Source organism: Allobosea sp. (assembly GCF_051860145.1).
In the GTDB taxonomy this organism is placed as follows: Bacteria; Pseudomonadota; Alphaproteobacteria; order Rhizobiales; family Beijerinckiaceae; genus Allobosea.
The window spans coordinates 168989-195704 of record NZ_JBHYEM010000009.1 but is presented as its reverse complement, the minus strand read 5'-3'; the positions used below and the strand labels follow the sequence as shown (position 1 = coordinate 195704).

The window sequence follows — 26716 nt, the reverse complement described above, 5'->3', positions numbered from 1 at the left end:
GGATCACTGCGTGATGCCATCTGAAATCATCCGGCACTAGCCTGCCCCGTCATCGCGACAATTGCCCCTTGATCGCGATCTCGACCAGGTCGTCGACGACATTGACGTCGCGGCCGATCCCGAAGGCAGGCCGCAGGAACGAGCCATTGGCGTGAAACGGCACCCTGTCGCCGCGCCTCGCCCTTTCGATATCGCCGTCCACGACGGCCTTCACCGTGAAGGGCTGCGTGATGCCGCGGATGGTGAGCTGCCCACTGATCTCCAGGCTGCGCTCGCCGGTCCGGGTCACGCGGCCCGAGCTGAAGCTGGCAGTCGGGTAGCGGGCCGAATCCAGCATGCTCTCGCCCTTGATGAAGCCATCCATCAGGGCGGAGCCGGCCTGGATCGCGCCGGTTTCGAGCGTCACCCTGACGCGGCTCTTTTCGGGCATATCGAAGTCGAGCGTGAGCACGCCGTCATAGCGCTGGAACCGGCCCGTCGCGACCACGGCGCCGAAGCGCTTGGTGATGAAGCTGATCTCGGTCGCGGCGCGATCGATGCGCCAGGTCGTCTGCGCCGAAACCGGGCCGGCGGCAAGCAGCGCAACGATCGTGAGCGCGGCGGAGCGGAGCATGGCGATATCTGCCGCGCCGTTGATGGCAGTGCCGTGGCAAACGGCGCGGCACACGCAAAGGTGATGCGGTGGACGAGATCTTAGGCGGCCGGCGCGGCCCGCTTGGTGATGACGCCGTCGAAGGTCGAGCGGATGGCGCGGGCCAGCGCGATGCAGGCCCAGCCCTGGAAGATCAGCTCGATCGCCAGGAAGGTGCCGAGCACCCAGCGGCTGGAGGTCGGCCATTGCATCAGGATCAGCGCGCCGAGCGCGAGCGAGAGCAGCCCCGAGGCCAGGACCCAGATCCAGGCCGGCATCGGCCGGGTCTGGAAGGCGACGACGATGCGGAAGACGCCGGTCGCGACCAGCATCGCGCCGGCGACGAGGGTCAGCGACAGCGTCGCCACGACGGGATTGATGAAGGTGATGATGCCGACCGCCAGATAGAGCAGGCCGATCAGCATATGCATCACGCGGCTCTTCCAGCCGCCATTGCGGAAGGCATCGACCAGCATGATCACGCCGCCGACGAAGATCATGGCGCCGAACCAGACGGCGCTGGCGATACTGAGCAAGCCCACTGCGCCAAGCCCGAGCACGCCGAGCACGATCAGGGCGATGCCCGCAGCGAGCAACCAGCCCGAGTTGCGTCGTAACGGGACCAGATGGGTGCCGAGCGAAGGCGGTTGACGAGCGGGGCTGGGAGCGTCCGACATGAGCGCGATCTCCGATGAAGCCGCGCACAAGCTTTCACCACCTGCGGTTGACGTCAATATCGGAGCAATCCGGCCGGGAAGCCGCCGGTGACGACGGCGATCCGTGCTGCGCTCATCAGGCCGCCTTGGCGTCCTCGAGCCGCAGGCTGACCAGCTTGCGCAGGCTGAGCAGATCCTTGACGAAGCCGCGGATGCCCTCGGCCAGCTTCTCCGTCGCCATCGCGTCCTGGTTCAGCGCGAAGCGGAAGGCTTTTTCGTCGAGCTCGATCGGCTTGGAGAAGCCGGACGCGGCCTGAGGCGAGGAGGCGGGCGAGAGCCTGCGCGGCAGGTCGCCCGTCGCGGCCGCCAGCTCGTCGAGCAGGCCGGGGCCGATGGTCAGCCGGTCGCAGCCCGCCAGGGCCTCGATCTCGCCCGTGTTGCGGAAGGAGGCGCCCATGACGACCGTCTTGATGCCGAAGGCCTTGTAATAGGCATAGATGCTCTTCACCGAGACGACGCCGGGATCGGTCTCGGCCGTGTAGGGACCGCCGCCGGCCTTGACGTGCCAGTCGAGGATGCGGCCGACGAAGGGCGAGATCAGGAAGGCCTTGGCATCGGCGCAGGCGACGGCCTGGGGCAGCGAGAAGAGCAGCGTCAGGTTGCAGTCGATGCCCTCGCCCTGCAGCACCTTGGCGGCCTGGATGCCCTCCCATGTCGAGGCGACCTTGATCAGGATGCGATCGCGCTCGACGCCGCGCTCCTTATAGGCGGCGATGATGGCGCGGGCCTTGTCGATGCTCGCCTGCGTGTCGAAGGACAGATCGGCATCGACCTCGGTCGAGACGCGGCCCGGGACGATCTTGGTGAGTTCCGCGCCGAAGGTGACGGCGAGCCGGTCACAGACCGCGTGGACGCGCGCCTCGCCTGAGCCCGTGGCCTTCTTGCCCCAGGCGATCGCCTCGTCGACGAGATGGGCATAGGCCGGCGTCTCGACGGCCTTGAGCAGCAAGGTCGGGTTCGTGGTGCAATCGACCGGCTTGAGACGGCGAACGGCCTCGATATCGCCGGTGTCGGCGACGACGGTCGTCATCTTGCGGAGCTGGTCGAGCTTTGAAGCGGTCATCTCTCTACCCTTGGAATATGTGGCCGAGGTTCTTCGCTAACATGGCGTCTGTAACGCGTCATTGCGAGCGTAAGCGAAGCAATCCAGCCTTGCGCCAGGTCTGCTGGATTGCTTCCTCGGCTTCGCCTCCTCGCAATGACGGCAACCCGGTCAGCTCTTGACCGAGCCCGATGTCAGCCCCGCGACCATGTTCTTGCGGAAGCCGTAATAGATCACCGCCGGCGGGATGGCGTAGAGCAGGCCGGCCGCCATCAAGAGGTTCCAGGGCGCGTCGTCGGCCGAGAGGAAAAGCCCGAGGCCGACCGCCAGCGGAACCGCCCGCTCGCTCGAGAGCAGCAGGAAGGCATAGAGATACTCGTTCCAGGCGAGCAGCAGCGCATAGATGCCGATGACCACCATCGAGGGTTTCATCAACGGCAGGTAGACCATGCGGAAGAGCTGCAGCGAGGTCGCGCCATCCATGATCGCCGCCTCGTCGAGCTCCTTGGGCAGCTTGTCGGAGGCCTGTTTCAGCACCCAGATCGCATAGGGCGAGGCGAGCGCGACCATGGCCAGGATCAGCGCCGTCTGCGTGTTGAGCAGCCCGTAGGAGCCCATCGCCTTGTACATCGGGATCGCCAGGAAGGCGGCCGGGATCAGGTAGGTGGCGAGCGCCAGGTTCATGATCGTGCGCCCGCCCTTGATCTTGAGGCGGGCGATGGCGAAGGCGGCGAAGGTCGCGACGAAGAGCGTGATCAGCCCGGTCGCGATCGCGATGAAGAAGCTGTTGAAGAGCTGCAGCCAGAAATTGGTCAGGTAATAGTGCTGCTGCTTGAAGACGATCTGGAAGTTCTGCAGCGTCGGCTGGTCGGGCCAGAGCTTGCCGGCCAGCATCGATTCCTGGCTGGAGATCGAGAGCACGAAGAGATGGTAGATCGGCAGCAGCGTCCAGAGCAGGACGGGGATGGCGATCAGGATCAGCTTGCCTTCGTCGAGAACCTTTTTCATCACTCGGCTCCCTTCGACAGGCGCTTCACCATCACGAAGACCATCGGCAGGATCAGCGGCATGGCGACGATGATCGAGGCGATGCCGAGATCGAGATTGTTGTTGCGCATGTAGCGGATGCCGAGCGTCGCGAGCACATGGTTGAGATCGCCCGGCCCGCCGCCGGTGAGCAGGTAGACGCTGTTGAAGTCGCCCAGCGTCCAGATCATCGAGAGCATGGTCGAGGTGACGTAGAGCGTCGCCAGCGAGGGCCAGGTGATGAAGCGGAACTGCTGCCATCTGTTGGCGCCGTCGACGCTGGCGGCCTCGTAGAGGTCCTGCGAGATGGCGAGCCGCCCGGTGACCAGGATCAGCGTCCAGAACGGCAGCGACTTCCAGATATGGACCATGATCGACGAGGCGAAGGCGAGCGTCGGATCGGTCAGCCAGCCCGGCCCCTCGACGATGCCGAACCACTGGAAGAGCTGCTGGTTGATCATGCCGTTCTCGGGATTGAGCATGACCCGGAAGGACAGGATGGTCGGGATCGAGGGCACCGCCCAGGGTAGGATGAAGAGCACCAGCACGATGCGCACCCAGGCGCGCTGGGCGACGAAGAACCCGGAGAGCCAGAGCGCGATCAGGAATTTCAGGTTCACCGCGACGAACAGGAAGATGATCGTGTTGATCACCGTGCGGATGAAGATCGGGTCGGCGAAGAGCGCCTTGTAGGACTGCCAGTTGAGGCCGAGCCAGAGGCCGTAGGCGACCGGGTAGACCACCATCACCGCGAAGACGAGGATATAGGGGGCCAGCATGATCGCGCCCCAGAGGACGCGGTCGCGCGCAAATCCAGAATTGGTGTCCGCCGGCGCGGCGACCGGTGCGGCCATGGTCGTGGCTGTCATTGCTCGTCCTCCGTCCACCCGCTCTTGCAAAGACGGGTCGGCGCCCCGCGGCCATTGCCGCCGCAGGGGCGCCTTTTCGTTGGGGATTCAGGCCGCCAGCGTCAGCCGGCGATCTGCTTGATGCGTGCGATCATCTCGTCCACGGCCTGTTCCGGCGCGACCTTGTCCTGGACGACGCGGTTGACGGCCTTGGCCCAGACGTTCTCGGCGTTCACGGCGGTGAACTTGTAGTTGTAGACGAACTGGAACGGGATCGTGCCGTCCGTGTACTGCTTGTGGACGATGGCGCGGTGCGGATCCTTGCCGTCGGTCCAGAACGGGCTCTTGGCGCCCTCGATCGTCGTCGGGAACCAGCGGCCGACCGAGCCCTCGACGAAGGGGCGCAGATTCTCGTCCTTCATCATGAAGGCCATGAACTCCTTGCCGCGCTTCTTGTTCTTGCCGTCGGCGAAGACCACGGCCGTCTTCACGGCGGCGAGGTTCGGCAAGGTGCCGCCATCGGGCTTCTTCGGGAACTCGGCGGTGCGGATGTTGTCGTAATAGTTCTTCTTGGCCTGGTCGCGCTGCTCCTGGGTGAGCGCCTGGTTGTTCATGTCGTCGAGATGCTTGGCCGCGATCGAGATCGTGGCGTTGTGGGTGACGACGGTGGTGCGGTTGTGGAAGGCGACGTTGTTGTCGGGATCGAGCCAGTTCACCGAGGAGGGCGGCGTGCAGCCGCGCTGCAGGATGTTGGCGTAGGACTTCACGGCCTCGATCATCGCAGCCTTGTTCTTCGGCTGGTCGAGGACGATCTTGCCGTCCTCGTCGACCACCTGCGTGCCATAGGCGTTGGCGAAGGTCAGGAAGGAATAGAAGGTGTCGGACGCCGCGACGCCCATCGGATGGCCGACGCCGTAGATGCGCTTGCCCTTGGCGCGCAGCGCGCCCTGGACCTTGTCGCACCAGAAGTCCCAATAGCCGTTCCAGCCCTTGGGAATGTCGCTTTCCTTGAAGCCGGCTTCCTCGAGCATGTCCTTCCAGTAGGTGATGTGCATCATCTGCTGCTGGACCGGGAAGGCGTAGTAGGACTTCTTCTTGGTCTTGTCGTTCATCAGGAACGTCGTCGCCAAGGCCTGCGGCTGGATCTGGTCCTTGATTGGCGCCAGCGCGTCGGTGACGTCCTCGAGCTTGCCCTCAAAGGCCCATTGCCCGGTGGTGCGGAAATCATAGGTCGTGCAGAAGCCGACATCGGGGGGCGTGCCGGCCTGGACCGCGCCGACCGACTTGGTCACGCAATCCTCGGTGGCATAGAGCGAGAGATCGACCTTCACCCCGGTCGCCTTCTGGAACTTGTCGACGACGGCGAGCAGCGCATCGTCCTCGCCCTTGTAGAAACCCTTGGTGAACCAGACCGTGACGGTTTCCTGCGCGACGGCAGCACCGGACCAGCCGGCTGCGATCGCCGCGAAGGCCGCGCCAGTGACGAGATAGCGCACGGATTTCATTGATATCCTCCCATTTCAAACGTTTAAATCCAGCGTTTTGCTACGCCTTCGTCGAGGACACTAGTCGAAAACCCTCGCCACAAACAAGCCGGGCAAATGCAGGAAAATCGGGCAGATTCGCCCCCGCACGTGCTGCCGCAGCGATACCGGCAAACGCCCCGCCCCGTCTTTCAGCCATGGTGACGAGGGGTTCACGGATGTGTCATGTGAGCGGTTTACCGGCCCCACCTGCGGCTCTGGCGAGCCGACGGGCAGGAGAGACAGATGCATCCGAAGGCGATGATCGCATGGGCCGCCGCGAGCCTTGTCCTGATCGCGGCCGGCCTTGCGCCGGCGGACGCCGCCGAGGGCAAGCTGGTGCTCTATACCAGCCAGCCCAATACTGACGCCCAGCAAACGATCGACGCCTTCAAGGCGAGGCATCCCAAGGTCGAGATCAGCTTCGTGCGCGACGGCACGCCGCGGATCATGGCCAAGCTCAGGGCCGAGATCGAGGCCGGCGCCCCGCAGGCCGATCTCCTGCTCATCGCCGATTCGGTGACCATGGAGGGCCTCAAGCGCGAGGGCCGGCTGCTGGCGCATGACAAGGCCGAGACGTCGGCCTATCCGGCCGGCATCCACGACGACGGGAAAACCTGGTTCGCGACGAAGCTGATCACCACCGGCATCGTCTACAACAGCAAGGCGGCGATGAAGCCGGCGGGCTGGGCCGACCTCGTCAGGCCGGAGGCGAAGAACCTCGTCGCCATGCCGAGCCCGCTCAATTCGGGCGCGGCGCTGATCCACACCATGACGCTGACGGACAGCCTCCCCGGCGGCTGGGACTATTATCAGGCGCTCAAGGACAATGGTGCGCTGGCGGCGGGCGGCAATGGCGATATCCTGCGCCAGGTCGCGACAGGCGAAAAGCTCTACGGCATGATCGTCGACTTCATGCCGATCCGCGAGAAGGCCAAGGGCGCGCCGGTCGAGTTCGTCTTCCCGAGCGAGGGCGTCTCAGCGGTCAGCGAGCCGGTCGCGATCCTCAAGACAAGCCGGAACCCGGAGGCGGCCAGGGCCTTCGTCGACTTCCTGATCTCGAAGGAAGGCCAGGAACTGGCGCTCAGGCAGGGCTATGTCGCGGCCCACCCCGACGTCGCGCTGCCCGCCGGCTATCCGACCCGCGCCGCGATCAGGCTGATGCCCTTCGACGCCGCCAAGGCGCTCGCAAGCGAGGCTGCGGCGCGCAAGCGCTTCAGCGCGATCTTCGAGTGAGCGCAGCCGGCCCGACCGCATCATGACGCTCGCTCTCCGCGGCGACCGGGGCGGGCTGCGGCGCCGGTTGCCGCGCATCGGGCGGGCGGGAGATCTCGGCCTGCCGATCCTGGTCGCGCTCGTCGGCCTGCTCTTTGCCGGGTTGCCATTCCTGCGCCTGGTGATGGCGGCGCTCGCGCCCGGCGGCCGGTTCGCGCCCGGCGAGGCGTGGGCCGAAATCGGCAGCCGCGCGGCCGTAAACGCCACGCTCCACACGTTCGAGACGGCCGGGTTCTCCGCGCTCGGCGCATTCGCCATTGGTGGCACTGTCGCGCTGCTGCTCGGCGTGAGCGATGTGCGGGGCAAGCGGCCGCTGGCCTTCGCCTTCGTCCTGTCGATGATGGTCGCGCCGCAGGTGGCGGCGCTCGCCTTCCTGAGCCTGGCCGCGCCGCATTCGCCCGTGCTCGCCGCGTTGGGCCTGTCGCCAGCGCCGGGCACGCAAAACTCCTTGCTGGGGCGCGGCGGAATCATCCTGGTGATGGCCCTGCATCATGCGCCGCTGGTCGCGATCACGCTGTGGAGCGGCTTGCGCAGCATCCCGCATTCGCTCGTCGAGGCCGCCCAGCTCGAAGGCGCGCGGCCCTCAGTCATCATCTTGCGCATCCTCCTGCCAGTGCTGCGTCCGCAGCTCGTCGCCGCGTCCCTGCTCGCCTTCGTCGCCGGCATCGGCAATTTCGGCATCCCTGCCCTGCTCGGCCTGCCGGTCAATTACCTGACCCTGCCGACGCTGATCTACCGGCGGCTGTCGAGCTTCGGCCCGGCCGGGCTCTCGGACGCGGCCGCGCTGTCGCTGCTGGTCGCGCTGGTGGCCGGCCTCGGCATCCTGGCGAGCGTATTGGCGACCCGACGCGCAGGCGGCAAGGTCGAGATCGAGCAACCCTTGCAGCCGTTCTGGCATCTGGGCCCGGCCCGCCCCCTCGTCGCGACCGGGCTCTGGCTCCTGATCGCGCTGAAGCTCGGCCTGCCCTTCCTCGCGCTGCTCGGCGAGGCGCTGACGCCGGCGCTCGGCGTCGCCCTGACCTGGCAGAGCCTGACCTTCGACAAGTTCGCCGAGGTGCTGCTGCGGCAGGACGTGACGATGCGGGCCTTCCGCAACTCCTTCCTCTTCGCCAGCGCGGCCGCCATCATCCTGGCCTTCGCCTCGATCGCCTTCGCCTATGGCCTGGAGCGGCGCATGGGCAGGCTCCGGCGCGCCGTCGAACTCATCGTCGAGCTGCCCTATGCGCTACCCGGGGTGGTGCTCGCCATCGCCTGCATCCTGATGTTCCTGAAGCCGCTGCCGCTGATCGGCGTCAGCATCTATGCGACGCCCTTCATCATCCTCTTCGCCTATCTCGCGCGTTTCCTGCCGCTGGCGCTGAAGGCCCCGGTCGCGGCCATGGCGCAGATCGAGGCGCATCACGAGGAGGCGGCACGGCTCGACGGCGCCAGTCTCCGGCAAATGCTGCGCTTCGTCGTGGCGCCGACGCTCGCGCCGGCAGCGACGGTGAGCGCGCTGATGGTCTTCCTCGTCGCCTTCAACGAGCTGACGGTGTCGGCGTTGCTCTGGTCCTCCGGCACCGAGACGCTGGGCGTCGTGCTGTTCAGCTTGAAGGAGGCAGGGCTCGCCGGCGAGGCCGCCGCGATCGCGATCAGCGCCTCCGCGGTGATCCTCGCGGTGATGCTGCTGCTCGACCGCTGCGCCCACCGCCTGCCGGACAACGTCCTGCCCTGGCGGATCTGACGCGCTCACGCGGCCGGGTTCAGCTTCAGATACGGGCCGAGAGCGCAAAGTTAATCCGGCATTTACCGTGTCTGAGCAGTTTCACCCAAAGAGAGGGAGCGCGTTACTTTCTCGATGACTGGCGTGGCATGTCGCCTCGACCAAGATGAATTGGCGGTACGCGGCGTAAGGACCTTGCATCGATGAAGTACCGGACCGCCGTTCGTCGCAAATCCGAACCGATCGCCGACCCTCGGAAGATTCTGATCGTCGAGGATTCGAGAACCTTCGCGAAGGCGCTGCGCAAGCTGCTCACCGACGAGACCGAGTTGTCCGTCGTCACCTGCGCCTCCCTGAACGAACTGCATGAAGTGGTCACCGAGGAGCCGGAAGCCTACGGCATCGCCGTGGTCGACCTGAACCTGCCGGACGCGCCCGACGGCGAGGCGATCGACTTCACCGTCCAGCGCGGCATCCCGACCATCGTCTTCACGGGGAGCTTCGACGTCGAAACGCGCAGCAGGATCATGGCGCGCGACGTCATCGACTATGTCCTGAAGAACAACGAGTTCGCGCTGGACACGCTGGTCACGGCGGTGAAGCGCGCCCTGGCGAACCGCGAGACGCGCATCCTCGTCGTCGACGACATGACGGCGGCGCGCAAGCACCTCGCCCGGACGCTGGCGATCCAGCAATACTCGGTCATCGAGGCCGGTTCCGGCGCCGAGGCCCTGTCGCTCCTCGCGGCCAATCCCGATATCCAGCTGGTGGTCTGCGACTACAACATGCCGGACATGGACGGCTATGTGCTGACCCGCAAGATCCGCCGCCTGCTCGCCCCGGACAAGGTGCGCGTGATCGGTATCTCGTCGACGACCGACCTCGCCGTGTCCGCCGGCTTCCTCAAGGCAGGCGCCAATGATTTCATCTCCCGCCCCTTCATGCCCGAAGAGCTGCAGTGCCGGATCGCAAACAATGCGGACACGCTTGCGCAACTGAAGCAGCTGCAGGACCTGGCGTCCCGGGACTATCTCACCGGCCTCTTCAACCGCCGGCATTTCTTCGAGAACGGCCCGAAGCTCGTCACCACGGTGCAAGCGCGCCCCTCGAGCGCGGTCGCTATCCTGGACGTCGATCACTTCAAGCAGCTCAACGACACGCATGGCCATGACGTCGGCGACCAGCTGCTGGAGCGGGTCGCCCGCTGCCTCAGGGATTCGGTTGAAGGAACCGGCAACCTGCTCGCTCGCCTCGGGGGCGAAGAGTTCGTCATCCTGTTTCCGGGAATGGCCCCGGCGGACGCGATGCGCTTCTGCGATCATATCCGGCTGGATATATCGCATGCGGCCCTGCAGGTCGGAGCCGAGACAATCTCGGTCACGGCCTCGATCGGCGTCGCCATGGTCGACCCGGCCGACAGCTTCGACCATTGCCTGCGTGCCGCGGACCGGGCGCTCTATGCCGCCAAGCAGCAGGGCCGCAACCGGGTCTGCCTGGAAGGGGCCTGAGGCGGCTAGATCGCCGTGCGTCCTATCGGACGCAAGGTGGCGATCTATCTTTTTGTTTTAGCATCGAATTTTTCCGAAAAGTGGATTCCACTTTTCGGTCCGATGCTCTAGCCCTCTGCCAGAGCAGGGCGCAGGACCGTTTCCGCGGGCTGCTCTCCCATCAGCAGCGCGCGCGACATCTTCGTCTCGCGCACGATGAAATCGACGATGGCGCGGACGCGGGCGACGTCCTTCAGATCGGCATGGACCAAGAGCCAGAAGGACCGGGTGATCGAGACGCTGCCGGGCAGGACCGGAACGAGGCGCGGCTCGCCTTCCGCCATGAAATGATGAATGACGCCGATGCCGGCGCCGGCGACGACCGCGTTCATCTGGGCGAGCACGCTCGAGCTCTGCACCTGCGCCCTCAGGCCCTTTGCGATCTCGTCGAGATAGTCGAGCTCGGGCGTGAAGATCAGGTCGTCGATATAGCCGACGATGCGGTGCGCGAAGAGATCGTCCGCCCGCGTCACCGGCGGCATGGCATCGAGATAGGCCTGGCTGGCATAGAGCCCGAGCCGGTAGTCGCAAAGCTTGCGGGCGACGACCTTGCCCTCCTTGGGCGGGGCGAGCGTGATCGCGACATCGGCTTCCCGCTTCGAGAGCGAGAGCAGGCGCGGCATGGCGATGAGCTGAAGCTCGAGGCCGGGATATGCGGCGGCGAGCTTGGCGAGGCGCGGCGCCAGGAAGGTCGAGCCGAACCCGTCCGGCGCGCCGATCCTGACGGTGCCGGCAAGCGCCATGTCGGCGCCGCCGATATCGCTCTGGATCGCGAGCGCCTCGGTCTCCATGCTCTCGGCCTTGGCCAGCAGCCGCTCGCCATGGGCGGTGAGGGTGTAGCCCTGCGGCCGACGCTCGAAGAGCTTGGCCTTGAGGGATTCCTCCAGCGACGTCACCCGACGCGAGACGGTGGCGTGATCGGCGCCAAGGCGCCGCGCGGCCGCGGTCAGCCGGCCCGAGCGGGCGACAGCGAGAAAGAAGCGCAGGTCGTCCCAGTCGAACCGCTCCATAGGCACCTCCCTGATATTTGTTTTTACGCACGGCGCTTAGCTCTCTATCGCTATAGCCGTGCGCAAACGAGAATGGTAGGGGTGGGGTCAATCACGGCACCACACCAATTCGTAGGGAGGGCGCGATGCGTCAGGTCGGGCATTTCATCGGCGGCAAGCATGTCGCGGGCACATCGGGCCGCACGGCCGACATCTACCAGCCGATGGACGGGACCGTGATCGGCAAGCTCGCCCTCGCCTCGACGGCCGAGATGCGCAAGGCCGTGGAGAACGCGCTGGAGGCGCAGCCGAAATGGGCAGCGGTGAACCCGCAGCGCCGCGCCCGCGTGCTGATGAAGTTCCTCGACCTGATCGCGCAGAACAATGACGAGCTGGCCGAGCTGCTCGCCCGCGAGCACGGCAAGACCATCGCCGACGCCAAGGGCGACATCCAGCGCGGCGTCGAGGTCGTCGAGTTCTCGCTCGGCATTCCGAACCTGATGAAGGGCGAATATACCGACGGCGCCGGCCCCGGCATCGACATCTATTCGATGCGCCAGCCGCTCGGCGTCGTCGCCGGCATCACGCCGTTCAATTTCCCGGCGATGATTCCGCTCTGGAAGCTCGGCCCCGCGATCGCCTGCGGCAACGCCTTCATCCTGAAGCCCTCGGAGCGCGATCCCGGCGTGCCGATGCGGCTGGCCGAGCTGTTCGTCGAGGCCGGCGGCCCGCCCGGCATCCTCAATGTCGTCAACGGCGACAAGGAGGCGGTCGACGCCATCCTCGACGATCACGACATCAAGGCCGTCGGCTTCGTCGGCTCGACGCCAATCGCCGAGTACATCTATGCCCGCGGCTGCGCCAACGGGAAGCGCGTGCAGTGCTTCGGCGGCGCCAAGAACCACATGATCATCATGCCGGACGCCGACATGGACCAGGCGGTCGATGCGCTGATCGGCGCCGGCTATGGCTCGGCCGGCGAGCGCTGCATGGCGATCTCGGTCGCGGTGCCGGTCGGCAAGGCGACCGCAGACGAGCTGGTCAAGCGGCTGATCCCGCGCGTCGAGAGCCTGAAGATCGGCCCTTCGACCGATTCCTCCGCCGATTACGGCCCGGTCGTCACCAGGCAGGCGCTCGACAAGATCAAGAACTATGTCGAGATCGGCATCCAGGAGGGCGCCACGCTCGCCGTCGACGGCCGCGGCTTCAAGATGCAGGGCTACGAGAACGGCTTCTACATGGGCGGCTGCCTGTTCGACAACGTCACGCCGGACATGCGCATCTACAAGGAAGAGATCTTTGGGCCCGTGCTCTCGGTCGTCCGCGCCAAGGACTATGAGGAAGGCCTGAAGCTCGCCAACGACCACGAATACGGCAACGGCGTCGCGATCTATACCCGCGACGGCGACGCGGCCCGCGACTTCGCCGCGCGCGTCCAGGTCGGCATGGTCGGCGTCAACGTGCCGATCCCGGTGCCGCTGGCCTATTACACCTTCGGCGGCTGGAAGCGCTCCTCCTTCGGCGATCTCAACCAGCACGGCCCGGACTCGATCCGCTTCTACACCAAGACCAAGACGGTGACCTCGCGCTGGCCGAGCGGCATCAAGGACGGCGCGAGCTTCGTCATCCCGACCATGGGTTGAGACAATCGGGCGGCAGTGATATCATTTTTGATATCACCGTGGAGGGTCGCATGGGTCAGGTGCTTGTCCGCAATATCGACGATGACGTCATTGCCGGCCTCAAGGTCAAGGCCCGGCTGGCCGGAGTCTCTTTTGAAACCTTCGCGCGCGACACGTTGCGCGCGGCGGCCCCTCTGACGGGCCCGGAGAAGGCCTCTCTCCTGGCCGAGTTTCACCAGAAGCACGGCCTGATGAGTGTGACGACCTCACCCGAGGACATCATTCGCGAAGAGCGTGACCGGCGCGATGATCGTCGTTGATGCGAGCGCGGCCCTGCGTTGGTTCATTCCCGCGTCGCCTGGCGGAACCGTTTACCCGTTTCCGGAGACAGATCAGCCGCTTGTGGCCCCCGATCTCTTTATCGCCGAGGTCCGGAACACGGCACTGGTCTATCATCGTAAGGGGGAACTGAAGCTCGATCAGGCCAAGGCGATGGTGGCGACGATCGATCGGCTGATGGCGGGATATTTTCCGCTTTCCGCGCTGACGGAAATCGCCTGGGCGATGGCTTTGGAGTTCGACCACTCGGCTTACGACTGCTTCTACATCGCCTTGGCGAAGCACATCGATTCCTACTTGATCACCGCAGACGAGCGCATGCTCCGAAAGTTCTCTTCCACGATTCACGCCAAACGCATCGTCCATAGCGCGGACTGGAAACCATGACCGCCTTCTCCCTCACCGAAGACCAGATCGCGATCCGCGACATGGCGCAGGGTTTCGCCACAGAGACCCTCGCGCCCCATGCCGTCCGCTGGGACGAGGAGAAGCATTTTCCGGTCGAGGAGATGCGCCAGGCGGCCGCGCTCGGCATGGGCGGCGTCTATATCGCCGAGGATGCCGGCGGCTCGGGGCTGACCCGGCTCGACGCGACGCTGATCTTCGAGGCGCTCGCGACCGGCTGCCCGACCGTCGCCGCCTATATCTCGATCCACAACATGTGCGCCTGGATGATCGACCGCTACGGCTCGGACGAACAGCGCCAGGCCTGGCTGCCGAAGCTCTGCACGATGGAGCACCTGGCGAGCTATTGCCTGACCGAGCCGGGCGCCGGCTCCGATGCCGCCGCGCTCAAGACCAGGGCGGTGCGGGATGGCGACCATTACGTGCTCGACGGCCAGAAGCAGTTCATCTCGGGCGCCGGCGTCTCCGACATCTATGTCGTGATGGTGCGCACCGGCGAGGCCGGCCCCTCGGGCATCTCGACGCTGGTGGTCGAGAACGGCACGCCCGGCCTCTCCTTCGGCGCCAACGAGAAGAAGATGGGCTGGAACGCGCAGCCGACCCGCGCCGTGATCTTCGAGAATGCCAGAGTGCCCGTCGCGAACCGGCTCGGACCCGAAGGCATCGGCTTCAAGATCGCCATGGCGGGGCTCGACGGCGGCCGGCTCAATATCGGCGCCTGCTCGCTCGGCGGCGCCCAGGGCGCGCTCGACAAGGCGCTCGCCTATGCCCAGGAGCGCAAGGCTTTTGGCGCCCGCATCGCCGATTTCCAGGCGCTGCAGTTCAAGCTCGCCGACATGGCGACGGAGCTGGAAGCGGCGCGGACCTTCCTGTGGCGCGCCGCAGCAGCGCTCGACGAGAAGACGCCCGACGCCACGAAGCTCTGCGCCATGGCCAAGCGGGTCGCGACCGATACCGGCTTCGAGGTCGCCAACCAGGCGCTGCAGATCCATGGCGGCTACGGCTATCTTGCCGATTACGGCATCGAGAAGATCGTGCGCGACCTCAGAGTGCACCAGATTCTCGAGGGCACCAACGAGGTGATGCGGATGATCGTGGCGCGCTCGCTGGTCGGGCGCGCGAAGGGGAATTGAGATGACCACGGAACGTCCAGCGGCGGTGCCCTACTGGAAAATCATCCTCGCCGCGGTCCTCGACTTCATCACCGTCGCCTGGATCTTCGGAATGATCATCGCCAGTCTCACCGGCCAGACGACCGAAAAGGGATTCAGCCTCGAAGGCGGGCCCGCATTGCTTTGGTTTGGTCTGATGATCGCCTATTTCGTTCTGGGACCGCGCTTCGGTGGCACATTGTGGCGCCGGATCCTTCGAGTCCCTCCCCAGCCGCGTGACGGAGCAGCACCATGACCACCATCGCCTTCATCGGGCTCGGCAACATGGGCGGGCCGATGGCCGGCAATCTCGTCAAGGCCCAACACCGGGTCATCGCCTTCGACCTCGTCCAGGAATCGAAGGATGCCGCCGCCGAGCTTGGCGTCAGCATCGCCGCCTCGGCAAAGGAGGCGGTCAAGGATGCCGAAATCGTCGTCACCATGCTGCCGGCCGGCAAGCATGTCCTCTCCGTCTGGGCCGACATCCTGCCTGCCGTGAATCCCGGCACGCTCGTGATCGATTCCTCGACGATCGATGTCGAGAGCGCCCGCAAGGCGCATGCGCTCGCAGCCGAACGCGGCTGCCTGTCCCTGGATGCGCCGGTCTCGGGCGGCGTCGGCGGCGCCAAGGGCGCGACGCTGACCTTCATGGTCGGCGGCTCGGGAGAGGCTTTCGAGAAGGGCGATCCGATCCTCACCGCCATGGGTCGGCGCGTCGTCCATTGCGGCCCGGCCGGCAACGGCCAGGCCGCCAAGATCTGCAACAACATGATCCTGGGCATCTCGATGATCGGCGTCTGCGAGGCCTTCGTACTCGCCGAGAAGCTCGGCCTGTCGCATCAGGCGCTCTACGACGTCGCCTCGACCTCGTCGGGCCAGTGCTGGTCGCTGACCACCTATTGCCCCGTGCCCGGTCCGGTGCCGAGTTCGCCCGCCAATGGCGACTACAAGCCCGGCTTCGCCTCGGCGCTGATGCTGAAGGACCTGAAATTGTCGCAAGAAGCCGCCCAGGCGGCCGGAGCCTCGACCCCGCTCGGCGCCGCCGCCGCGCAGCTCTACGGCCTGCACAATGCCTGGGGCGAAGGCGGCGCGGATTTCTCGGCGATCATCCATCTGCTGCGCGGCCGTGAAGCGTCCTGACGCCGGGCATGCAGAGCGAAGCAGAGCAGCCGCGCGCCGCGAGCCTCTGGCGCTAGCGACGCTTTGCCGCTAGCACATCGCGCCAGCGTGGCGGCTGCCTCGGGCCGCCAGCCAGACGGATATGCGCATGAACGATGTCTGCCTTCGCCGCGAACGCTCGGCCCTGACCGGCTTCGCCACCAACCCGCTCGACCGCCGCGGCGATCTCCGCGATCATCCCGACGCCGTCGCCGGCTTCCGCTCCTCGCCGGACACGCGGCACGCGCTCGTCTCGGGCGAGATTCCGATCCTGAAGCGGCTCGACGCAGAGGCGCTGACGATCTGGTTCAGCGAAGGTGAGGCCGATGCGATCGGCCGCCCGCATGAGGAGGTCTTTCTCGGGCTCGACCCGCAAGGCAAGGCCTGTTTCGGCCGGCTGATCGACAAGGAACTCGCCGAGCAACTGCGCGAGCGCGACGACCTCATGGTCAGCGACCTGCGCTCCGTCGCCCTGAAGCGCCTGGTGCCGACCGAAGAGGTCGGGCCGCTGGGCGAGGCCAAGGCACTGCTCGACTGGCACGCGCGCCATCGCTTCTGCGCGCGCTGCGGCGGCCTGTCGCCGACGGTGAGCGGCGGCTGGCGGCGCGAGTGCTCGCAATGCGGCACGCTGCATTTCCCGCGCACCGATCCGGTCGTGATCATGCTCTCCGTTCGCGGCGACGCATGCTTCCTCGCCCGCCAGGCCCGGTTCGCGCCCGGCATGTATTCCTGCATCGCCGGCTTCCTCGAGCCCGGCGAGACTTTTGAGGACGCGGTGCGCCGCGAGACGCTGGAAGAGGCCGGCCTGCGCACCGGCGCCGTGCGCTATGTCGCCTCGCAGCCCTGGCCCTTCCCGTCCTCCCTGATGATCGGCTGCATCAGCGAGGCGCTCAACGACGACATCACGCTCGACGGGAACGAGCTGGAGGCCGGCCGCTGGTTCTCACGCGAGGAAGCGCTGCAGATGCTGGAAGGCCGCCATCCCGACGGCCTGTCCTGCCCACCGCATATCGCGATCGCCAATACGATCCTGACGGCCTGGGCCGTGGATGGGGAAGAGCCGTAGCTGATGGAGCGTTGAACCTACAAATCTATCACCTCCGACTCGATATCGCGCATATTGAGTTTTTCTTTTATTTTTCTAAGAAAAAAATCACACATATCATCTTCATCTTTAAACACACTCTTACTATCGATAATAATTATGAATTCTTCATCACCGTATGACATGAGCGAGAAATCACAAAGCAGCCCATACGCCCTATAATATATACCACCTTTGTTTAGAGACTCCCGCTCTTCAAATTTTGCTCGGAAGACGTCTCCGTAGATCTGATTCGCCAGCTCATTTAGCAATAGCGTTGATCGGATTAGTACGGCTTGCATTGTCGATTCTCAGCCAGCATCTGATCCGATGATTGATTTCTGCGAGCTCGAATGCTCACCCGGCGGTTGTAGCATTACCTCTTGACGTGAGAGACGAGGCGAATCACGCCCATCTCCAGCTTTTTTCCTCGCCCTAAGAACGAAGGCGAGAAACTCACTCTCCCGGCTCGGCGAGCGTGTCGCGAAAGGGGTTCGCCGGGTAGACGCCCAAAATCTTCATCTCGCGCGAGAAATATTCGAGCTCCGTCAGCGCCCGCTTCAGGGCCGGGTCGTCGGGATGGCCCTCGACATCGCTGTAGAACATCGTCGCCGAGAAATGGCCGTCGACCATGTAGCTCTCGAGCTTGGTCATGTTGATGCCGTTGGTGGCGAAACCGCCGAGCGCCTTGTAGAGGGCGGCCGGGATGTTGCGGACCCGGAACATCAGCGTCGTCACCGTCTTGCCGGCGCCGTGGCGGGCATATTCGGGATATTTCGAGAGGATGACGAAGCGCGTGGTGTTGTGCTTCTCGTCCTCGATATCCTCCATCAGGATCTCGAGCCCATAGACCTCGGCGGCGATATGCGGCGCGATGGCGGCCCGGGTCAGGTCACCCGCCTCCGCGACCTGCCTCGCGGAGCCTGCCGTATCGGCCGCGACCTCGGCCTTGAGCCCGAGCTTCTTGATGATCTTGCGGCACTGGCCGAGCGCGTGGATATGGCTCTGCACCGTCTTCAGCGTGGCGAGCGTCGCGCCCTTGGCGGCCATCAGGTGGAAGCGGATCGGCAGGAAATGCTCGCCGATGATGTGCAGGCCGGAGCGGGGCAGCAAATGATGGATATCGGCGACGCGTCCGGCGATCGAGTTGTCGATCGGAATCATGCCGTAGCGCGCCGTGCCGTCGCTGACGGCGGCGAGCGCATCCTCGAAGGTCGCGCAGGGCAGGAGCTCGCAATCCGGGAAGACCTGGAGAGCCGCCTGCGAGGAGAAGGCGCCGGGCTCGCCCTGATAGGACACGATGGTGGACATTGGGCTTCAGGCTCCGGCGCGCGCGGCGAGAATGGCGCGGGCGCGATCAAGGTCATGGGGGGTATCGACACCGAGCGGCACGTCGTCGACGACGATGATGTCGATGCGCATGCCGTCCTCGACGGCGCGCAGCTGCTCGAGCCGCTCGCGCTTCTCGAGCGGCGAAGGCGGCAGGCTGACGAAGCGGTCGAGCGCCTTGCGGCGATAGGTATAGAGGCCGATATGGTGATAGAGCGGCCCCTCGCCGCCCGGCGCGGTGACGCGGGTGAAATAGAGCGCCCGCATCCGGCCGGGCGAAATCTCGCTGCCGATCGCCTTGACGACGCTCGGCTCGGATTTCTCGTCCTCGCGGGTGATCACCGAGGCCAGGGTGACGATATCCACGGCGCTGTCGGAGAGCGGCTCGACCGAGGCCGCGATCACGCGCGGGTCGATGGTCGGCAGATCGCCCTGGACATTGACGATGATGTCGTGGCGGCCGTCGGGATCGACGATATCGGCTGCCTCCTTGATGCGATCCGAGCCGGTGTGATGGTCGGACCGGGTCAGCACCGCCCTGCCCCCGACCTTCTCGATCGCCTCGACGATGCGCGGCTCATCGGTGGCGACCACCGCGACGCCGACGCCCGATTCCATCGCACGGCGCCAGACATGCACGATCATCGGCTCGCCCAGGATATCGGCGAGAGGCTTGCCGGGCAGGCGGGTCGCCTGCATGCGGGCGGGGATCAGGATCAGCGGGTCCGGCATCGTGGCTACAGGCTCAATGGATCGTCACGGTCGACGACGGGAGGCGTCAAAAGGTCTCAAAGCGGCGGGTGCTTATACGAGTTGCATTGCAGCGCGCAAAGCGGTTAAGCAACGGCCGTGTGTCGGCGCTCCTAGGCTCCGGCCGGAGCGCTGTCCTGCCTTGCGCGTCCCTGCGACGGCGAGGCCCGAGGGTTTCGATGCGATGAATATCGAACTGAACAAGATTGCCGGAGCGGGCCTGTCGACGCTGCTCCTGGTGATGAGCCTGAACATGATCGCCGGCATCGTCTTCGCGCCGCACAAGCCCGCCGTGCCCGGCTTCGACCTGCCGAGCGAGGAGCCGGCCGCAGCGGCCGGCGCAGCTGCCGCTCCCGCCGCCGACGAGCCGATCGTGGTGCGCCTGGCCAAGGCCGACCCGGCCAAGGGCGAGAAGGCCGTCGGCGCCTGCAAAGCCTGCCACACCTTCGAGAAGGGCGGCGCCAACAAGGTCGGCCCGCATCTCTACGACGTCTACGGGCGCAACGAGGGTTCGGTCGCGGGCTTCGGCTACTCGGCCGCGATGAAGGGCCGCAACGACAAGACCTGGGACGCCGACGCGCTCGACCACTTCCTGAAGAGCCCGAAGGCCTACGTCCCCGGCACCATCATGGCCTTTGCCGGCGTCAGCAGGGCCGATACGCGCGCCGACGTCATCGCCTACCTGAACACGCTTTCGGAATCGCCGAAGCCGCTGCCCAAGGAATAGAGCGCTGCTCAAGGAATAGACCTGCGTCGATCCGGCGCGCTTCAATATCCAGCAAGCCGGGCCCTGAGCCCGGCTTTTGCTTGCTGACGCCATGCTCTTGCCCTCACCATGGCGGCGAATCCCTCCCCGGCGCTGGCATCATCGGCCGGGCGCGACATAATCGACCGCGAATCGGACGAAGGAGGACGAAGCACCATGGCGATGCGCATCACACGCCGCAGGCTGCTCGAGGCCGGAGGTGCGGCCATGGCGGGGGCGAGCCTCTCCGCCCTGCCCCGCGGCGCCTGGGCGCAAGCCGAGACCGGCGAGATCCATGGCCTCTCCACCTTCGGCGAGCTCGCCCTGCCGCCCGATTTCCCGCATTTCGCCTATGTGAACCCGAAAGCGCCGAAGGGCGGCACGATCACGCTCCAGATCAAGAGCGCCGGCGGCAACCAGAATTTCGACACGTTCAACACGCTCAACACCTTCGTGCTGCAAGGCGACGGCGCGGCCGGGATGGATGCCTGTTTCGACAGCCTGATGGCGGGCTCGGGCGACGAGCCCGGCGCGCTCTACGGGCTCCTGGCGAAGAGCGTCGCGGTCTCGGCCGACAAGCTGACCTATCGCTTCCGCCTGCGGCCCGAGGCGAAATTCCATGACGGGACGCGCATCACGGCGGCCGATGTCGCCTTCTCGATGAACATCCTGAAGAGCAAGGGGCACCCGTCCTTCCGGCTGGTGCTGAACGAGCTCGTCTCGGCCACGGCCGAAGGCGAGGACATCGCGGTCGTCACGCTGTCGCCGAAGCGCGGCCGCGACCTGCATCTCGTCGTCGCCGGCCTGCCCATTTTCTCGGAGAAATACTGGTCCACCCGCAATTTCGAGGCCTCGACGCTGGAGCCACCGCTGGGCTCGGGCGCCTACAAGGTCGGCCGTTTCGAGCAGGGGCGCTTCATCGAATTCGAGCGCGTGCCGGACTACTGGGCCAAGGATCTGCCGGTGAATATCGGCGTCAACAATTTCGACCGCGTGCGCTGGGAGTATTTCCGCGACCGCCAGGTCGCGTTCGAGGCCTTCAAGAGCGGCGTGATCACCTTCCAGGAGGAATACACCTCGCGGATCTGGGCGACGGGCTACGACTTCCCGGCGATCAAGGAAGGCAAGGTCAGGAAGGAATCGCTGCCGAGCACGGCGCCGACGCGCTCGCAGGGCTGGTATTTCAACCTGCGCCGCGACGCCTTCAAGGATCCGCGCATCCGCGAGGCGCTCGGGCTGTGCTTCGATTTCGAGTGGACCAACAAGAACATTATCTTCGGCGCCTATACGCGGATGACGTCGTTCTTCGAGAATTCCGACTCGAAGGCCGTTGGAACGCCCTCCCCCGAAGAACTCGCGCTGCTCGAGCCATTCCGCGGCAAGGTGCCGGACACGGTGTTCGGCGAGGCCTATCTGCCGCCGGTCAGCGACGGCTCCGGCAGCGACCGGACCCTCTTGCGCAAGGCCGACGAGATGTTCCGGGCCGCCGGCTGCAAGCGCGACGGCAATGTCCTGAAACTGCCGGACGGGCGGCCCTTCGAGATCGAGTTCCTCGACTTCTCGGCGGCGCTGCAGCCGCATACCCAGCCCTTCCAGGCCAACCTGAAGCGGCTCGGCATCAATGCGACCTCGCGCATCGTCGACGCGGCCCAGTATCAGAGGCGGCTGCAGGAATTCGATTTCGACATGGTCAGCATGGCGCTCGGCGGCAGCGCGATCCCCAGCGACACCTTGCGCATCGTCTATGGCTCGGAGGCCGCCAAGACGCGCGGCTCGCGCAATGCCGCCGGCATCGCCGACCCCGCCATCGACGCGATGATCGACCATATCGGCCGGGCCAAGAGCTATGCCGAGGTCGTGGTCGCGGCGAAATGCCTCGACCGCCTGCTCCGGGCGGGGCAGTACTGGATCCCGATGTGGTGGAACCCGAACGAGTGGCTGGCCTTCTGGGACATGTTCGACCGTCCCGAGACGAAGCCGAAATACTCCTCGGGCGCGCCCTCGATCTGGTGGTACGACGCCGAGAAGGCCAAGCGAATCGGAAAGGGCTGAACCGGGATGCTGAGCTATATCGCCCGGCGCATCGCCCTGATGGTGCCGACCCTGTTCGGCATCCTGCTGATCTCCTTCGTGATCGTGCAATTCGCGCCCGGCGGCCCGGTCGAGCGGGTGATCGCGCAGCTCCAGGGCCAGGGCGGCAACGCCTCGGACCGGGTCGGCGGCGGCCAGGGCGGCGATGCCGGCGCGCAGATCGGCGGCGATTCCAACTCGTCCTATCGCGGCGCGCAGGGGCTCGATCCGGCCTTCATCAAGGAGCTGGAGAAGCAGTTCGGCTTCGACAAGCCGGCGCATGAGCGCTTCGGCAAGATGCTCTGGGACTATCTCCGCTTCGATTTCGGGCGCTCCTATTTCCGCGACGCGCCGGTGCTGCAGCTGATCAAGGAGAAGCTGCCGGTCTCGATCTCGCTCGGGCTGTGGATGACCCTGCTCTCCTATGCGATCTCGATCCCGCTCGGCATCCGCAAGGCGGTGAAGGACGGCTCGCGCTTCGACACCTGGACGAGCGCGGTGGTCATCGTCGGCTACGCCATTCCCGGCTTCCTGTTTGCGATCCTGCTGATCGTGCTCTTCGCCGGCGGCTCCTTCTGGCAGATTTTCCCGCTGCGCGGGCTCTATTCCGAGAACTGGAACGAGCTCGGCTTCTTCGCCAAGATCGGCGACTATCTCTGGCACATCGCGCTGCCGGTGACGGCGATGGCGCTAGGAGCCTTCGCCACCTCGACGCTGCTGACCAAGAACTCCTTCCTCGACGAGATCAGGAAGCAATATGTCCTGACCGCACGGATGAAGGGGCTCTCCGAGCGCGGCGTGCTCTACGGCCATGTCTTCCGCAACGCCATGCTGATCGTGATCGCCGGCTTCCCCGGCGCCTTTGTGCATGCGCTCTTCGCCGGCTCGCTGCTGATCGAGACGATCTTCTCGCTCGACGGGCTCGGGCTCCTGTCCTTCGAGGCGATCGTCAACCGCGACTACCCCGTCGTCTTCGCCAATCTCTACATCTTCTCGCTGATCGGGCTCGTCGTGCATCTCATCACCGACCTGACCTATACCTGGGTCGATCCGCGCATCGATTTCGAGACGCGGGAGGCTTGAGCGTGAGCGAGACGCTGATCGACGCCCCGCCGAGGCTGAACACCGCGACGCTGGCGCCACCGGAGGCGAGCCAGGGCTGGCTCAAGCTCTCGCCGATCAACCGGCGCCGGCTCGACAACTTCAAGGCCAACCGGCGCGGCTGGTGGTCGCTCTGGATCTTCCTGATCCTGTTCGTGCTCTCGCTCTTCGCCGAGTTCATCGCCAACGACCGGCCGCTCATCGTCCGCTACAAGGGCGAATGGCTGTTCCCCATCGCTGTGAACTATCCGGAGGAGAAGTTCGGCGGCTTCCTCGCCACGACGGATTATCGCGACCCGGTGATCTCCAAGGAAATCGAGACCAACGGCTACGCGATCTGGCCGCCGATCCGCTATTCCTACCGCACGCATAATCTCGACCTGCCGGTGCCCGCCCCCGCCCCGCCGACCTGGATGCTCAAGGACGAGCAATGCCGGCCGATCGCCGAGCGCAGCGGCGGCATGACCTGCCGCGACCTCGAATGGAACTGGCTCGGCACCGACGACCAGGGCCGCGACGTGGTGGCGCGGCTGATCTACGGCTTCCGCATCTCGATCCTGTTCGGCCTGATCCTGTGCTCGATCTCCTCGGTGATCGGCATCGCGGCCGGCGCCGTGCAGGGCTATTTCGGCGGCTGGACCGACCTGATCTTCCAGCGCGTCATCGAGATCTGGACCTCGATCCCGGCGCTCTACCTGCTGATCATCGTCGCGGCGATCATCACGCCGAGCTTCTTCGTGCTGCTCGGCATCCTCTTGCTGTTCTCCTGGGTGGCGCTGGTCGGCGTGGTCAGGGCCGAATTCCTGCGGGCGCGCAATTTCGAGTATGTCCGGGCGGCGCGCGCGCTCGGCCTCTCGAACCGCAAGATCATGGTCAAGCACCTGCTGCCCAACGCCATGGTGGCGACGCTGACCTTCCTGCCCTTCATCCTCAACGGCTCGATCACCACCCTGACCTCGCTCGACTTCCTCGGCTTCGGCCTGCCACCGGGCTCGCCCTCGCTCGGGGAATTGCTGGCGCAGGGCAAGGCCAATCTCCAAGCGCCCTGGCTCGGCCTCTCGGGCTTCGTCGTGATCGCGCTGATGCTGTCGCTGCTGATCTTCATCGGCGAGGCGGTCAGGGACGCGTTCGACCCAAGGAAGACCTTCGCGTGAGCCCGCTTTTGCAAGGAAAGCAGGAAATGGAGCGCATTGTCGAAGAGCGATACCATAGCTCGATGTTCCCGCAGCATGTTCGCGAGCGCATTGGGGCAGACCGCATTGTGAAAGTGACGATCGAAGAGAGCGATCTCGACGAGCGGCAAGCAATCGTATTCGATCAAGCCGTCATGTCAGCCATTGCAGATCTGGACAATGGAAAGGCAATCTCTGCGGAGACCGCACTAGCCGCTCTCTTTGCGCGTTTTGGCCATTCCCGTGAAAGCGCGCGAGCGGAGAGCGCGGTAGAATTACGCTTGGCGCCGGATGCCGAAGCGGCGCTTCATGAGATCGGGGCACAAATCAGAAGCGTTGATCCCGATCGCGTCTCGACCTTCCTTTTCCTCCTGCTCGGGCATTTTTTGGATACCTTCGTGGAAGGTTACCCCATTCAAGTAGATGGTGTCGACGACCTGCGTATTACTGAATATCGCGGTTATTACCTAACGCATCGAGCAAGAGACAATGTTCGCGAAATCGTTCGCATTTCGGGCAGCGATCACAATGTGAAAGGGTATCGCTGGCGCCTACCTTTGACCCAAATTGAATTGTCCAAGCTCGGGGTAGATGTCACCTACCCTATCGCAGTCATAGAAGATCGCTACCGCGGCACGTATTCGGGAGGCAGATGGTTGGCGATTGCCGATGCCGATGCGTTTGAAAACGGGCTTACTCGTGTTGCGTTTTGCGTCGAGCATGGCCCCGGGCCGTCTGGCGAAGATGGTGACGCAAGGGATTTCTGGAGCGAACCGCCTCACTGGATCGCGGCCGGGGATACAGCCGATGCTGCGATAGAAAACTTGCGGAAGCAGGTGCTTCCCGAAGAAGCCTCTGAAATATGACCACCCCCCTCCTCTCAGTCGAAGACCTCTCCGTCGCCTTCCGGCAGGGCGGCCGGGAAACGCTCGCTGTCGACAAGGTCTCCTTCCATGTCGCCAAGGGCGAGACGCTGGCGATCGTCGGCGAATCCGGCTCGGGCAAGTCGGTCTCGGCGCTCTCGATCCTGAAGCTGCTGAACTATCCGTCGGCACATCACCCGTCTGGCAAGGTCCTGTTCAACGGCCAGGACCTGATCGCCGCCGACGAGGACGCGATGCGCAAGGTGCGCGGCAACGACATCACCATGGTGTTCCAGGAGCCGATGACCTCGCTCAACCCGCTGCACACGATCGCGCGGCAGATCGGCGAGATCCTCGAGCTGCACAAGGGCCTGCGCGGCGAGAAGGCGCGCGCCCGCACGCTCGAATTGCTGGCGCTGGTCGGCATCCGCGACGCCGAGAGCCGGTTGGAGGCCTATCCGCATCAGCTCTCGGGCGGGCAGCGCCAGCGCGTGATGATCGCGATGGCGCTCGCCAACGAGCCCGACCTGCTGATCGCCGACGAGCCGACGACCGCGCTCGACGTCACGGTGCAGGCCCAGATCCTGACGCTGCTCAAGGAGTTGCAGACGCGGCTCGGCATGGCGATGCTGTTCATCACCCACGACCTCGGCATCGTCAGGCGCATCGCCGACCGGGTCTGCGTGATGCTGAAGGGCAAGATCGTCGAGCAGGGCCCGGTCGCGGACATCTTCGGCAATCCCCAGCACGACTATACCAGGCGCCTGCTGGCGGCCGAGCCGAAGGGCCGCCCTGCCCCGGTGGCCGACGGCGCCGCGACCTTGCTCGAAGCCGGGCCGATGAAGATCTGGTTCCCGATCAAGTCGGGCTTCCTGCGCCGGACCACCGGCCATGTGAAGGCCGTCGACGGCATCTCGATCAAGGTGCGCGAGGGCGAGACGCTCGGCGTCGTCGGCGAATCGGGCTCGGGCAAGACCACGCTCGGCCTCGCGATCCTGCGACTGATCTCCTCGGAAGGGCCGATCGTCTTCCTCGGCGACCGCATCGACGGGCTGGCGAGCACCGCGATCCGTCCCAAGCGCAAGGACCTGCAGGTGGTCTTCCAGGACCCCTATGGCTCGCTCTCGCCGCGCCTGTCGGTGGCCGGCATCGTGGAAGAGGGCCTGACGGTGCAGGACAAGGGCCTGAGCTACGCCGCAAGGCGCGAGGTCGTGGCCAGGGCGCTCGACGATGTCGGGCTCGATCCGGCCGCCATGGACCGCTACCCGCACGAGTTCTCCGGCGGCCAGCGCCAGCGCATCGCGATCGCGCGCGCCATGGCGCTCGATCCGAAATTCGTGGTGCTGGACGAGCCGACCTCGGCGCTCGACATGTCGGTGCAGGCACAGATCGTCGAGCTGCTGCGCGAGCTGCAGGCCCGGCGCAAGCTCGGCTATCTCTTCATTAGCCACGACCTCACGGTGGTGCGGGCGCTGTCGCACCGGGTGGTCGTGATGCAGAACGGCAAGGTCGTCGAGGAAGGGCCGGCCGAGGAGATCTTCCAGCGGCCGCGGGAGGCCTATACGCAGGCGCTGCTCGCCGCCGCGCTCAATCTCGAACCCGCCGGCGCCGCCGCCGTGAGGGACTGA

General features: G+C 65.4%; 25 protein-coding genes. 16 read left to right on the top strand and 9 right to left on the bottom strand.

Annotated elements, in window-relative coordinates; all coding sequences use genetic code 11:
* Positions 1-49 precede the first annotated feature (49 nt).
* The 6 genes from ACTIF2_RS16860 to ACTIF2_RS16835 all read right to left on the bottom strand — a co-directional run bounded on the left by ACTIF2_RS16860 (position 50) and on the right by ACTIF2_RS16835 (position 5768).
* Entirely contained in the window at positions 50-613 is a 564-nt protein-coding gene (locus tag ACTIF2_RS16860) for a YceI family protein (RefSeq protein ID WP_439498246.1), read from the bottom strand.
* A gap of 80 nt (positions 614-693) precedes the next feature.
* Complete coding sequence (locus tag ACTIF2_RS16855; RefSeq protein WP_439498245.1) at positions 694-1308, bottom strand: HdeD family acid-resistance protein; 615 nt, start codon at positions 1306-1308, stop codon at positions 694-696.
* Between the two features lie 115 nt (positions 1309-1423).
* Complete coding sequence (tal, locus tag ACTIF2_RS16850) at positions 1424-2410, bottom strand: transaldolase (protein ID WP_439498244.1); 987 nt, start codon at positions 2408-2410, stop codon at positions 1424-1426.
* 150 nt (positions 2411-2560) lie between these two features.
* Entirely contained in the window at positions 2561-3397 is an 837-nt protein-coding gene (locus tag ACTIF2_RS16845) for a carbohydrate ABC transporter permease (protein ID WP_439498243.1), read from the bottom strand.
* Complete coding sequence (locus ACTIF2_RS16840) at positions 3397-4269, bottom strand: carbohydrate ABC transporter permease (RefSeq protein WP_439498254.1); 873 nt, start codon at positions 4267-4269, stop codon at positions 3397-3399. Before ACTIF2_RS16840 ends, ACTIF2_RS16845 begins: the two co-directional genes overlap by 1 nt.
* A gap of 116 nt (positions 4270-4385) precedes the next feature.
* The gene (locus ACTIF2_RS16835) at positions 4386-5768 is read right to left on the bottom strand and encodes an ABC transporter substrate-binding protein (protein WP_439498242.1); all 1383 of its coding nucleotides are present in this window, start codon (positions 5766-5768) and stop codon (positions 4386-4388) included.
* A 264-nt stretch (positions 5769-6032) separates the two neighbouring features.
* Here ACTIF2_RS16835 and ACTIF2_RS16830 point away from each other — a divergent pair, with 264 nt between their 5' ends.
* The 3 genes from ACTIF2_RS16830 to ACTIF2_RS16820 all read left to right on the top strand — a co-directional run bounded on the left by ACTIF2_RS16830 (position 6033) and on the right by ACTIF2_RS16820 (position 10271).
* Positions 6033-7022 (top strand): ABC transporter substrate-binding protein, encoded by a 990-nt coding sequence (locus ACTIF2_RS16830; protein WP_439498241.1) that lies wholly within the window; start codon positions 6033-6035, stop codon positions 7020-7022.
* Between the two features lie 22 nt (positions 7023-7044).
* The gene (locus ACTIF2_RS16825; protein ID WP_439498240.1) at positions 7045-8784 is read left to right on the top strand and encodes an ABC transporter permease; all 1740 of its coding nucleotides are present in this window, start codon (positions 7045-7047) and stop codon (positions 8782-8784) included.
* Between the two features lie 182 nt (positions 8785-8966).
* Complete coding sequence (locus ACTIF2_RS16820; RefSeq protein WP_439498239.1) at positions 8967-10271, top strand: GGDEF domain-containing response regulator; 1305 nt, start codon at positions 8967-8969, stop codon at positions 10269-10271.
* 107 nt (positions 10272-10378) lie between these two features.
* On the opposite strand, the gene ACTIF2_RS16815 is transcribed toward ACTIF2_RS16820, so the two are convergent.
* Positions 10379-11320 (bottom strand): LysR family transcriptional regulator, encoded by a 942-nt coding sequence (locus ACTIF2_RS16815; protein WP_439498238.1) that lies wholly within the window; start codon positions 11318-11320, stop codon positions 10379-10381.
* Between the two features lie 125 nt (positions 11321-11445).
* Here ACTIF2_RS16815 and ACTIF2_RS16810 point away from each other — a divergent pair, with 125 nt between their 5' ends.
* From ACTIF2_RS16810 to nudC, 7 genes are all read left to right on the top strand, one after another.
* Positions 11446-12942 carry a CoA-acylating methylmalonate-semialdehyde dehydrogenase gene (locus ACTIF2_RS16810; protein WP_439498237.1) on the top strand — a complete coding sequence of 499 codons (1497 nt, stop codon included), beginning with the start codon at positions 11446-11448 and terminating at the stop codon, positions 12940-12942.
* A gap of 50 nt (positions 12943-12992) precedes the next feature.
* Complete coding sequence (locus ACTIF2_RS16805; protein WP_439498236.1) at positions 12993-13241, top strand: FitA-like ribbon-helix-helix domain-containing protein; 249 nt, start codon at positions 12993-12995, stop codon at positions 13239-13241.
* Positions 13216-13647 carry a type II toxin-antitoxin system VapC family toxin gene (locus ACTIF2_RS16800; RefSeq protein ID WP_439498235.1) on the top strand — a complete coding sequence of 144 codons (432 nt, stop codon included), beginning with the start codon at positions 13216-13218 and terminating at the stop codon, positions 13645-13647. The genes ACTIF2_RS16805 and ACTIF2_RS16800 overlap by 26 nt, the downstream gene beginning before the upstream one ends.
* Positions 13644-14798: an isobutyryl-CoA dehydrogenase gene (locus ACTIF2_RS16795; protein ID WP_439498234.1), complete on the top strand. Its 1155-nt coding sequence runs from the start codon at positions 13644-13646 to the stop codon at positions 14796-14798. The genes ACTIF2_RS16800 and ACTIF2_RS16795 overlap by 4 nt, the downstream gene beginning before the upstream one ends.
* 1 nt (position 14799) lies before the next feature.
* Positions 14800-15072: a hypothetical protein gene (locus tag ACTIF2_RS16790; RefSeq protein WP_439498233.1), complete on the top strand. Its 273-nt coding sequence runs from the start codon at positions 14800-14802 to the stop codon at positions 15070-15072.
* Positions 15069-15956: a 3-hydroxyisobutyrate dehydrogenase gene (gene mmsB / locus ACTIF2_RS16785; RefSeq protein WP_439498232.1), complete on the top strand. Its 888-nt coding sequence runs from the start codon at positions 15069-15071 to the stop codon at positions 15954-15956. Before ACTIF2_RS16790 ends, mmsB begins: the two co-directional genes overlap by 4 nt.
* 127 nt (positions 15957-16083) lie before the next feature.
* Positions 16084-17040, top strand: coding sequence for an NAD(+) diphosphatase (nudC, locus tag ACTIF2_RS16780; protein WP_439498231.1), 957 nt, complete (start codon positions 16084-16086; stop codon positions 17038-17040).
* 474 nt (positions 17041-17514) lie between these two features.
* Here the strand turns inward: nudC and ACTIF2_RS16775 are convergent, their stop codons facing one another.
* Together ACTIF2_RS16775 and ACTIF2_RS16770 are read right to left on the bottom strand one after the other, a co-directional pair.
* Positions 17515-18369, bottom strand: coding sequence for a prephenate dehydratase (locus ACTIF2_RS16775; protein ID WP_439498230.1), 855 nt, complete (start codon positions 18367-18369; stop codon positions 17515-17517).
* 6 nt (positions 18370-18375) lie between these two features.
* The gene (locus tag ACTIF2_RS16770; RefSeq protein ID WP_439498229.1) at positions 18376-19119 is read right to left on the bottom strand and encodes a 3-deoxy-manno-octulosonate cytidylyltransferase; all 744 of its coding nucleotides are present in this window, start codon (positions 19117-19119) and stop codon (positions 18376-18378) included.
* A gap of 202 nt (positions 19120-19321) precedes the next feature.
* Here ACTIF2_RS16770 and ACTIF2_RS16765 point away from each other — a divergent pair, with 202 nt between their 5' ends.
* The 6 genes from ACTIF2_RS16765 to ACTIF2_RS16740 all read left to right on the top strand — a co-directional run bounded on the left by ACTIF2_RS16765 (position 19322) and on the right by ACTIF2_RS16740 (position 26716).
* On the top strand, positions 19322-19864 hold the full coding sequence (locus ACTIF2_RS16765; protein ID WP_439498228.1) for a c-type cytochrome: 543 nt from the start codon (positions 19322-19324) through the stop codon (positions 19862-19864).
* Positions 19865-20059: 195 nt separating this feature from the next.
* Positions 20060-21934, top strand: coding sequence for an extracellular solute-binding protein (locus ACTIF2_RS16760; RefSeq protein ID WP_439498227.1), 1875 nt, complete (start codon positions 20060-20062; stop codon positions 21932-21934).
* Between the two features lie 6 nt (positions 21935-21940).
* The gene (locus ACTIF2_RS16755) at positions 21941-23035 is read left to right on the top strand and encodes a microcin C ABC transporter permease YejB (protein WP_439498226.1); all 1095 of its coding nucleotides are present in this window, start codon (positions 21941-21943) and stop codon (positions 23033-23035) included.
* A gap of 35 nt (positions 23036-23070) precedes the next feature.
* Positions 23071-24207 (top strand): ABC transporter permease, encoded by a 1137-nt coding sequence (locus tag ACTIF2_RS16750; protein ID WP_439498253.1) that lies wholly within the window; start codon positions 23071-23073, stop codon positions 24205-24207.
* Entirely contained in the window at positions 24204-25091 is an 888-nt protein-coding gene (locus ACTIF2_RS16745; protein ID WP_439498225.1) for a hypothetical protein, read from the top strand. The genes ACTIF2_RS16750 and ACTIF2_RS16745 overlap by 4 nt, the downstream gene beginning before the upstream one ends.
* The gene (locus ACTIF2_RS16740; protein WP_439498224.1) at positions 25088-26716 is read left to right on the top strand and encodes an ABC transporter ATP-binding protein; all 1629 of its coding nucleotides are present in this window, start codon (positions 25088-25090) and stop codon (positions 26714-26716) included. Before ACTIF2_RS16745 ends, ACTIF2_RS16740 begins: the two co-directional genes overlap by 4 nt.

Excerpts from the sequence above, each read along its gene's own strand:
- ACTIF2_RS16755 (WP_439498226.1), top strand. The coding sequence starts at position 21,941 with ATGCTGAGCTATATCGCCCGGCGCATCGCCCTGATGGTGCCGACCCTG.
- ACTIF2_RS16845 (WP_439498243.1), bottom strand. The coding sequence starts at position 3,397 with ATGAAAAAGGTTCTCGACGAAGGCAAGCTGATCCTGATCGCCATCCCC.
- ACTIF2_RS16740 (WP_439498224.1), top strand. The coding sequence starts at position 25,088 with ATGACCACCCCCCTCCTCTCAGTCGAAGACCTCTCCGTCGCCTTCCGG.
- ACTIF2_RS16860 (WP_439498246.1), bottom strand. The coding sequence starts at position 613 with ATGCTCCGCTCCGCCGCGCTCACGATCGTTGCGCTGCTTGCCGCCGGC.
- mmsB (WP_439498232.1), top strand. The coding sequence starts at position 15,069 with ATGACCACCATCGCCTTCATCGGGCTCGGCAACATGGGCGGGCCGATG.
- ACTIF2_RS16765 (WP_439498228.1), top strand. The coding sequence starts at position 19,322 with ATGAATATCGAACTGAACAAGATTGCCGGAGCGGGCCTGTCGACGCTG.
- ACTIF2_RS16805 (WP_439498236.1), top strand. The coding sequence starts at position 12,993 with ATGGGTCAGGTGCTTGTCCGCAATATCGACGATGACGTCATTGCCGGC.
- tal (WP_439498244.1), bottom strand. The coding sequence starts at position 2,410 with ATGACCGCTTCAAAGCTCGACCAGCTCCGCAAGATGACGACCGTCGTC.
- ACTIF2_RS16855 (WP_439498245.1), bottom strand. The coding sequence starts at position 1,308 with ATGTCGGACGCTCCCAGCCCCGCTCGTCAACCGCCTTCGCTCGGCACC.
- ACTIF2_RS16815 (WP_439498238.1), bottom strand. The coding sequence starts at position 11,320 with ATGGAGCGGTTCGACTGGGACGACCTGCGCTTCTTTCTCGCTGTCGCC.
- ACTIF2_RS16820 (WP_439498239.1), top strand. The coding sequence starts at position 8,967 with ATGAAGTACCGGACCGCCGTTCGTCGCAAATCCGAACCGATCGCCGAC.
- ACTIF2_RS16790 (WP_439498233.1), top strand. The coding sequence starts at position 14,800 with ATGACCACGGAACGTCCAGCGGCGGTGCCCTACTGGAAAATCATCCTC.
- ACTIF2_RS16775 (WP_439498230.1), bottom strand. The coding sequence starts at position 18,369 with ATGTCCACCATCGTGTCCTATCAGGGCGAGCCCGGCGCCTTCTCCTCG.
- ACTIF2_RS16760 (WP_439498227.1), top strand. The coding sequence starts at position 20,060 with ATGGCGATGCGCATCACACGCCGCAGGCTGCTCGAGGCCGGAGGTGCG.
- ACTIF2_RS16770 (WP_439498229.1), bottom strand. The coding sequence starts at position 19,119 with ATGCCGGACCCGCTGATCCTGATCCCCGCCCGCATGCAGGCGACCCGC.
- ACTIF2_RS16835 (WP_439498242.1), bottom strand. The coding sequence starts at position 5,768 with ATGAAATCCGTGCGCTATCTCGTCACTGGCGCGGCCTTCGCGGCGATC.
- ACTIF2_RS16840 (WP_439498254.1), bottom strand. The coding sequence starts at position 4,269 with ATGGCCGCACCGGTCGCCGCGCCGGCGGACACCAATTCTGGATTTGCG.
- ACTIF2_RS16825 (WP_439498240.1), top strand. The coding sequence starts at position 7,045 with ATGACGCTCGCTCTCCGCGGCGACCGGGGCGGGCTGCGGCGCCGGTTG.
- ACTIF2_RS16830 (WP_439498241.1), top strand. The coding sequence starts at position 6,033 with ATGCATCCGAAGGCGATGATCGCATGGGCCGCCGCGAGCCTTGTCCTG.
- ACTIF2_RS16795 (WP_439498234.1), top strand. The coding sequence starts at position 13,644 with ATGACCGCCTTCTCCCTCACCGAAGACCAGATCGCGATCCGCGACATG.
- ACTIF2_RS16810 (WP_439498237.1), top strand. The coding sequence starts at position 11,446 with ATGCGTCAGGTCGGGCATTTCATCGGCGGCAAGCATGTCGCGGGCACA.
- nudC (WP_439498231.1), top strand. The coding sequence starts at position 16,084 with ATGAACGATGTCTGCCTTCGCCGCGAACGCTCGGCCCTGACCGGCTTC.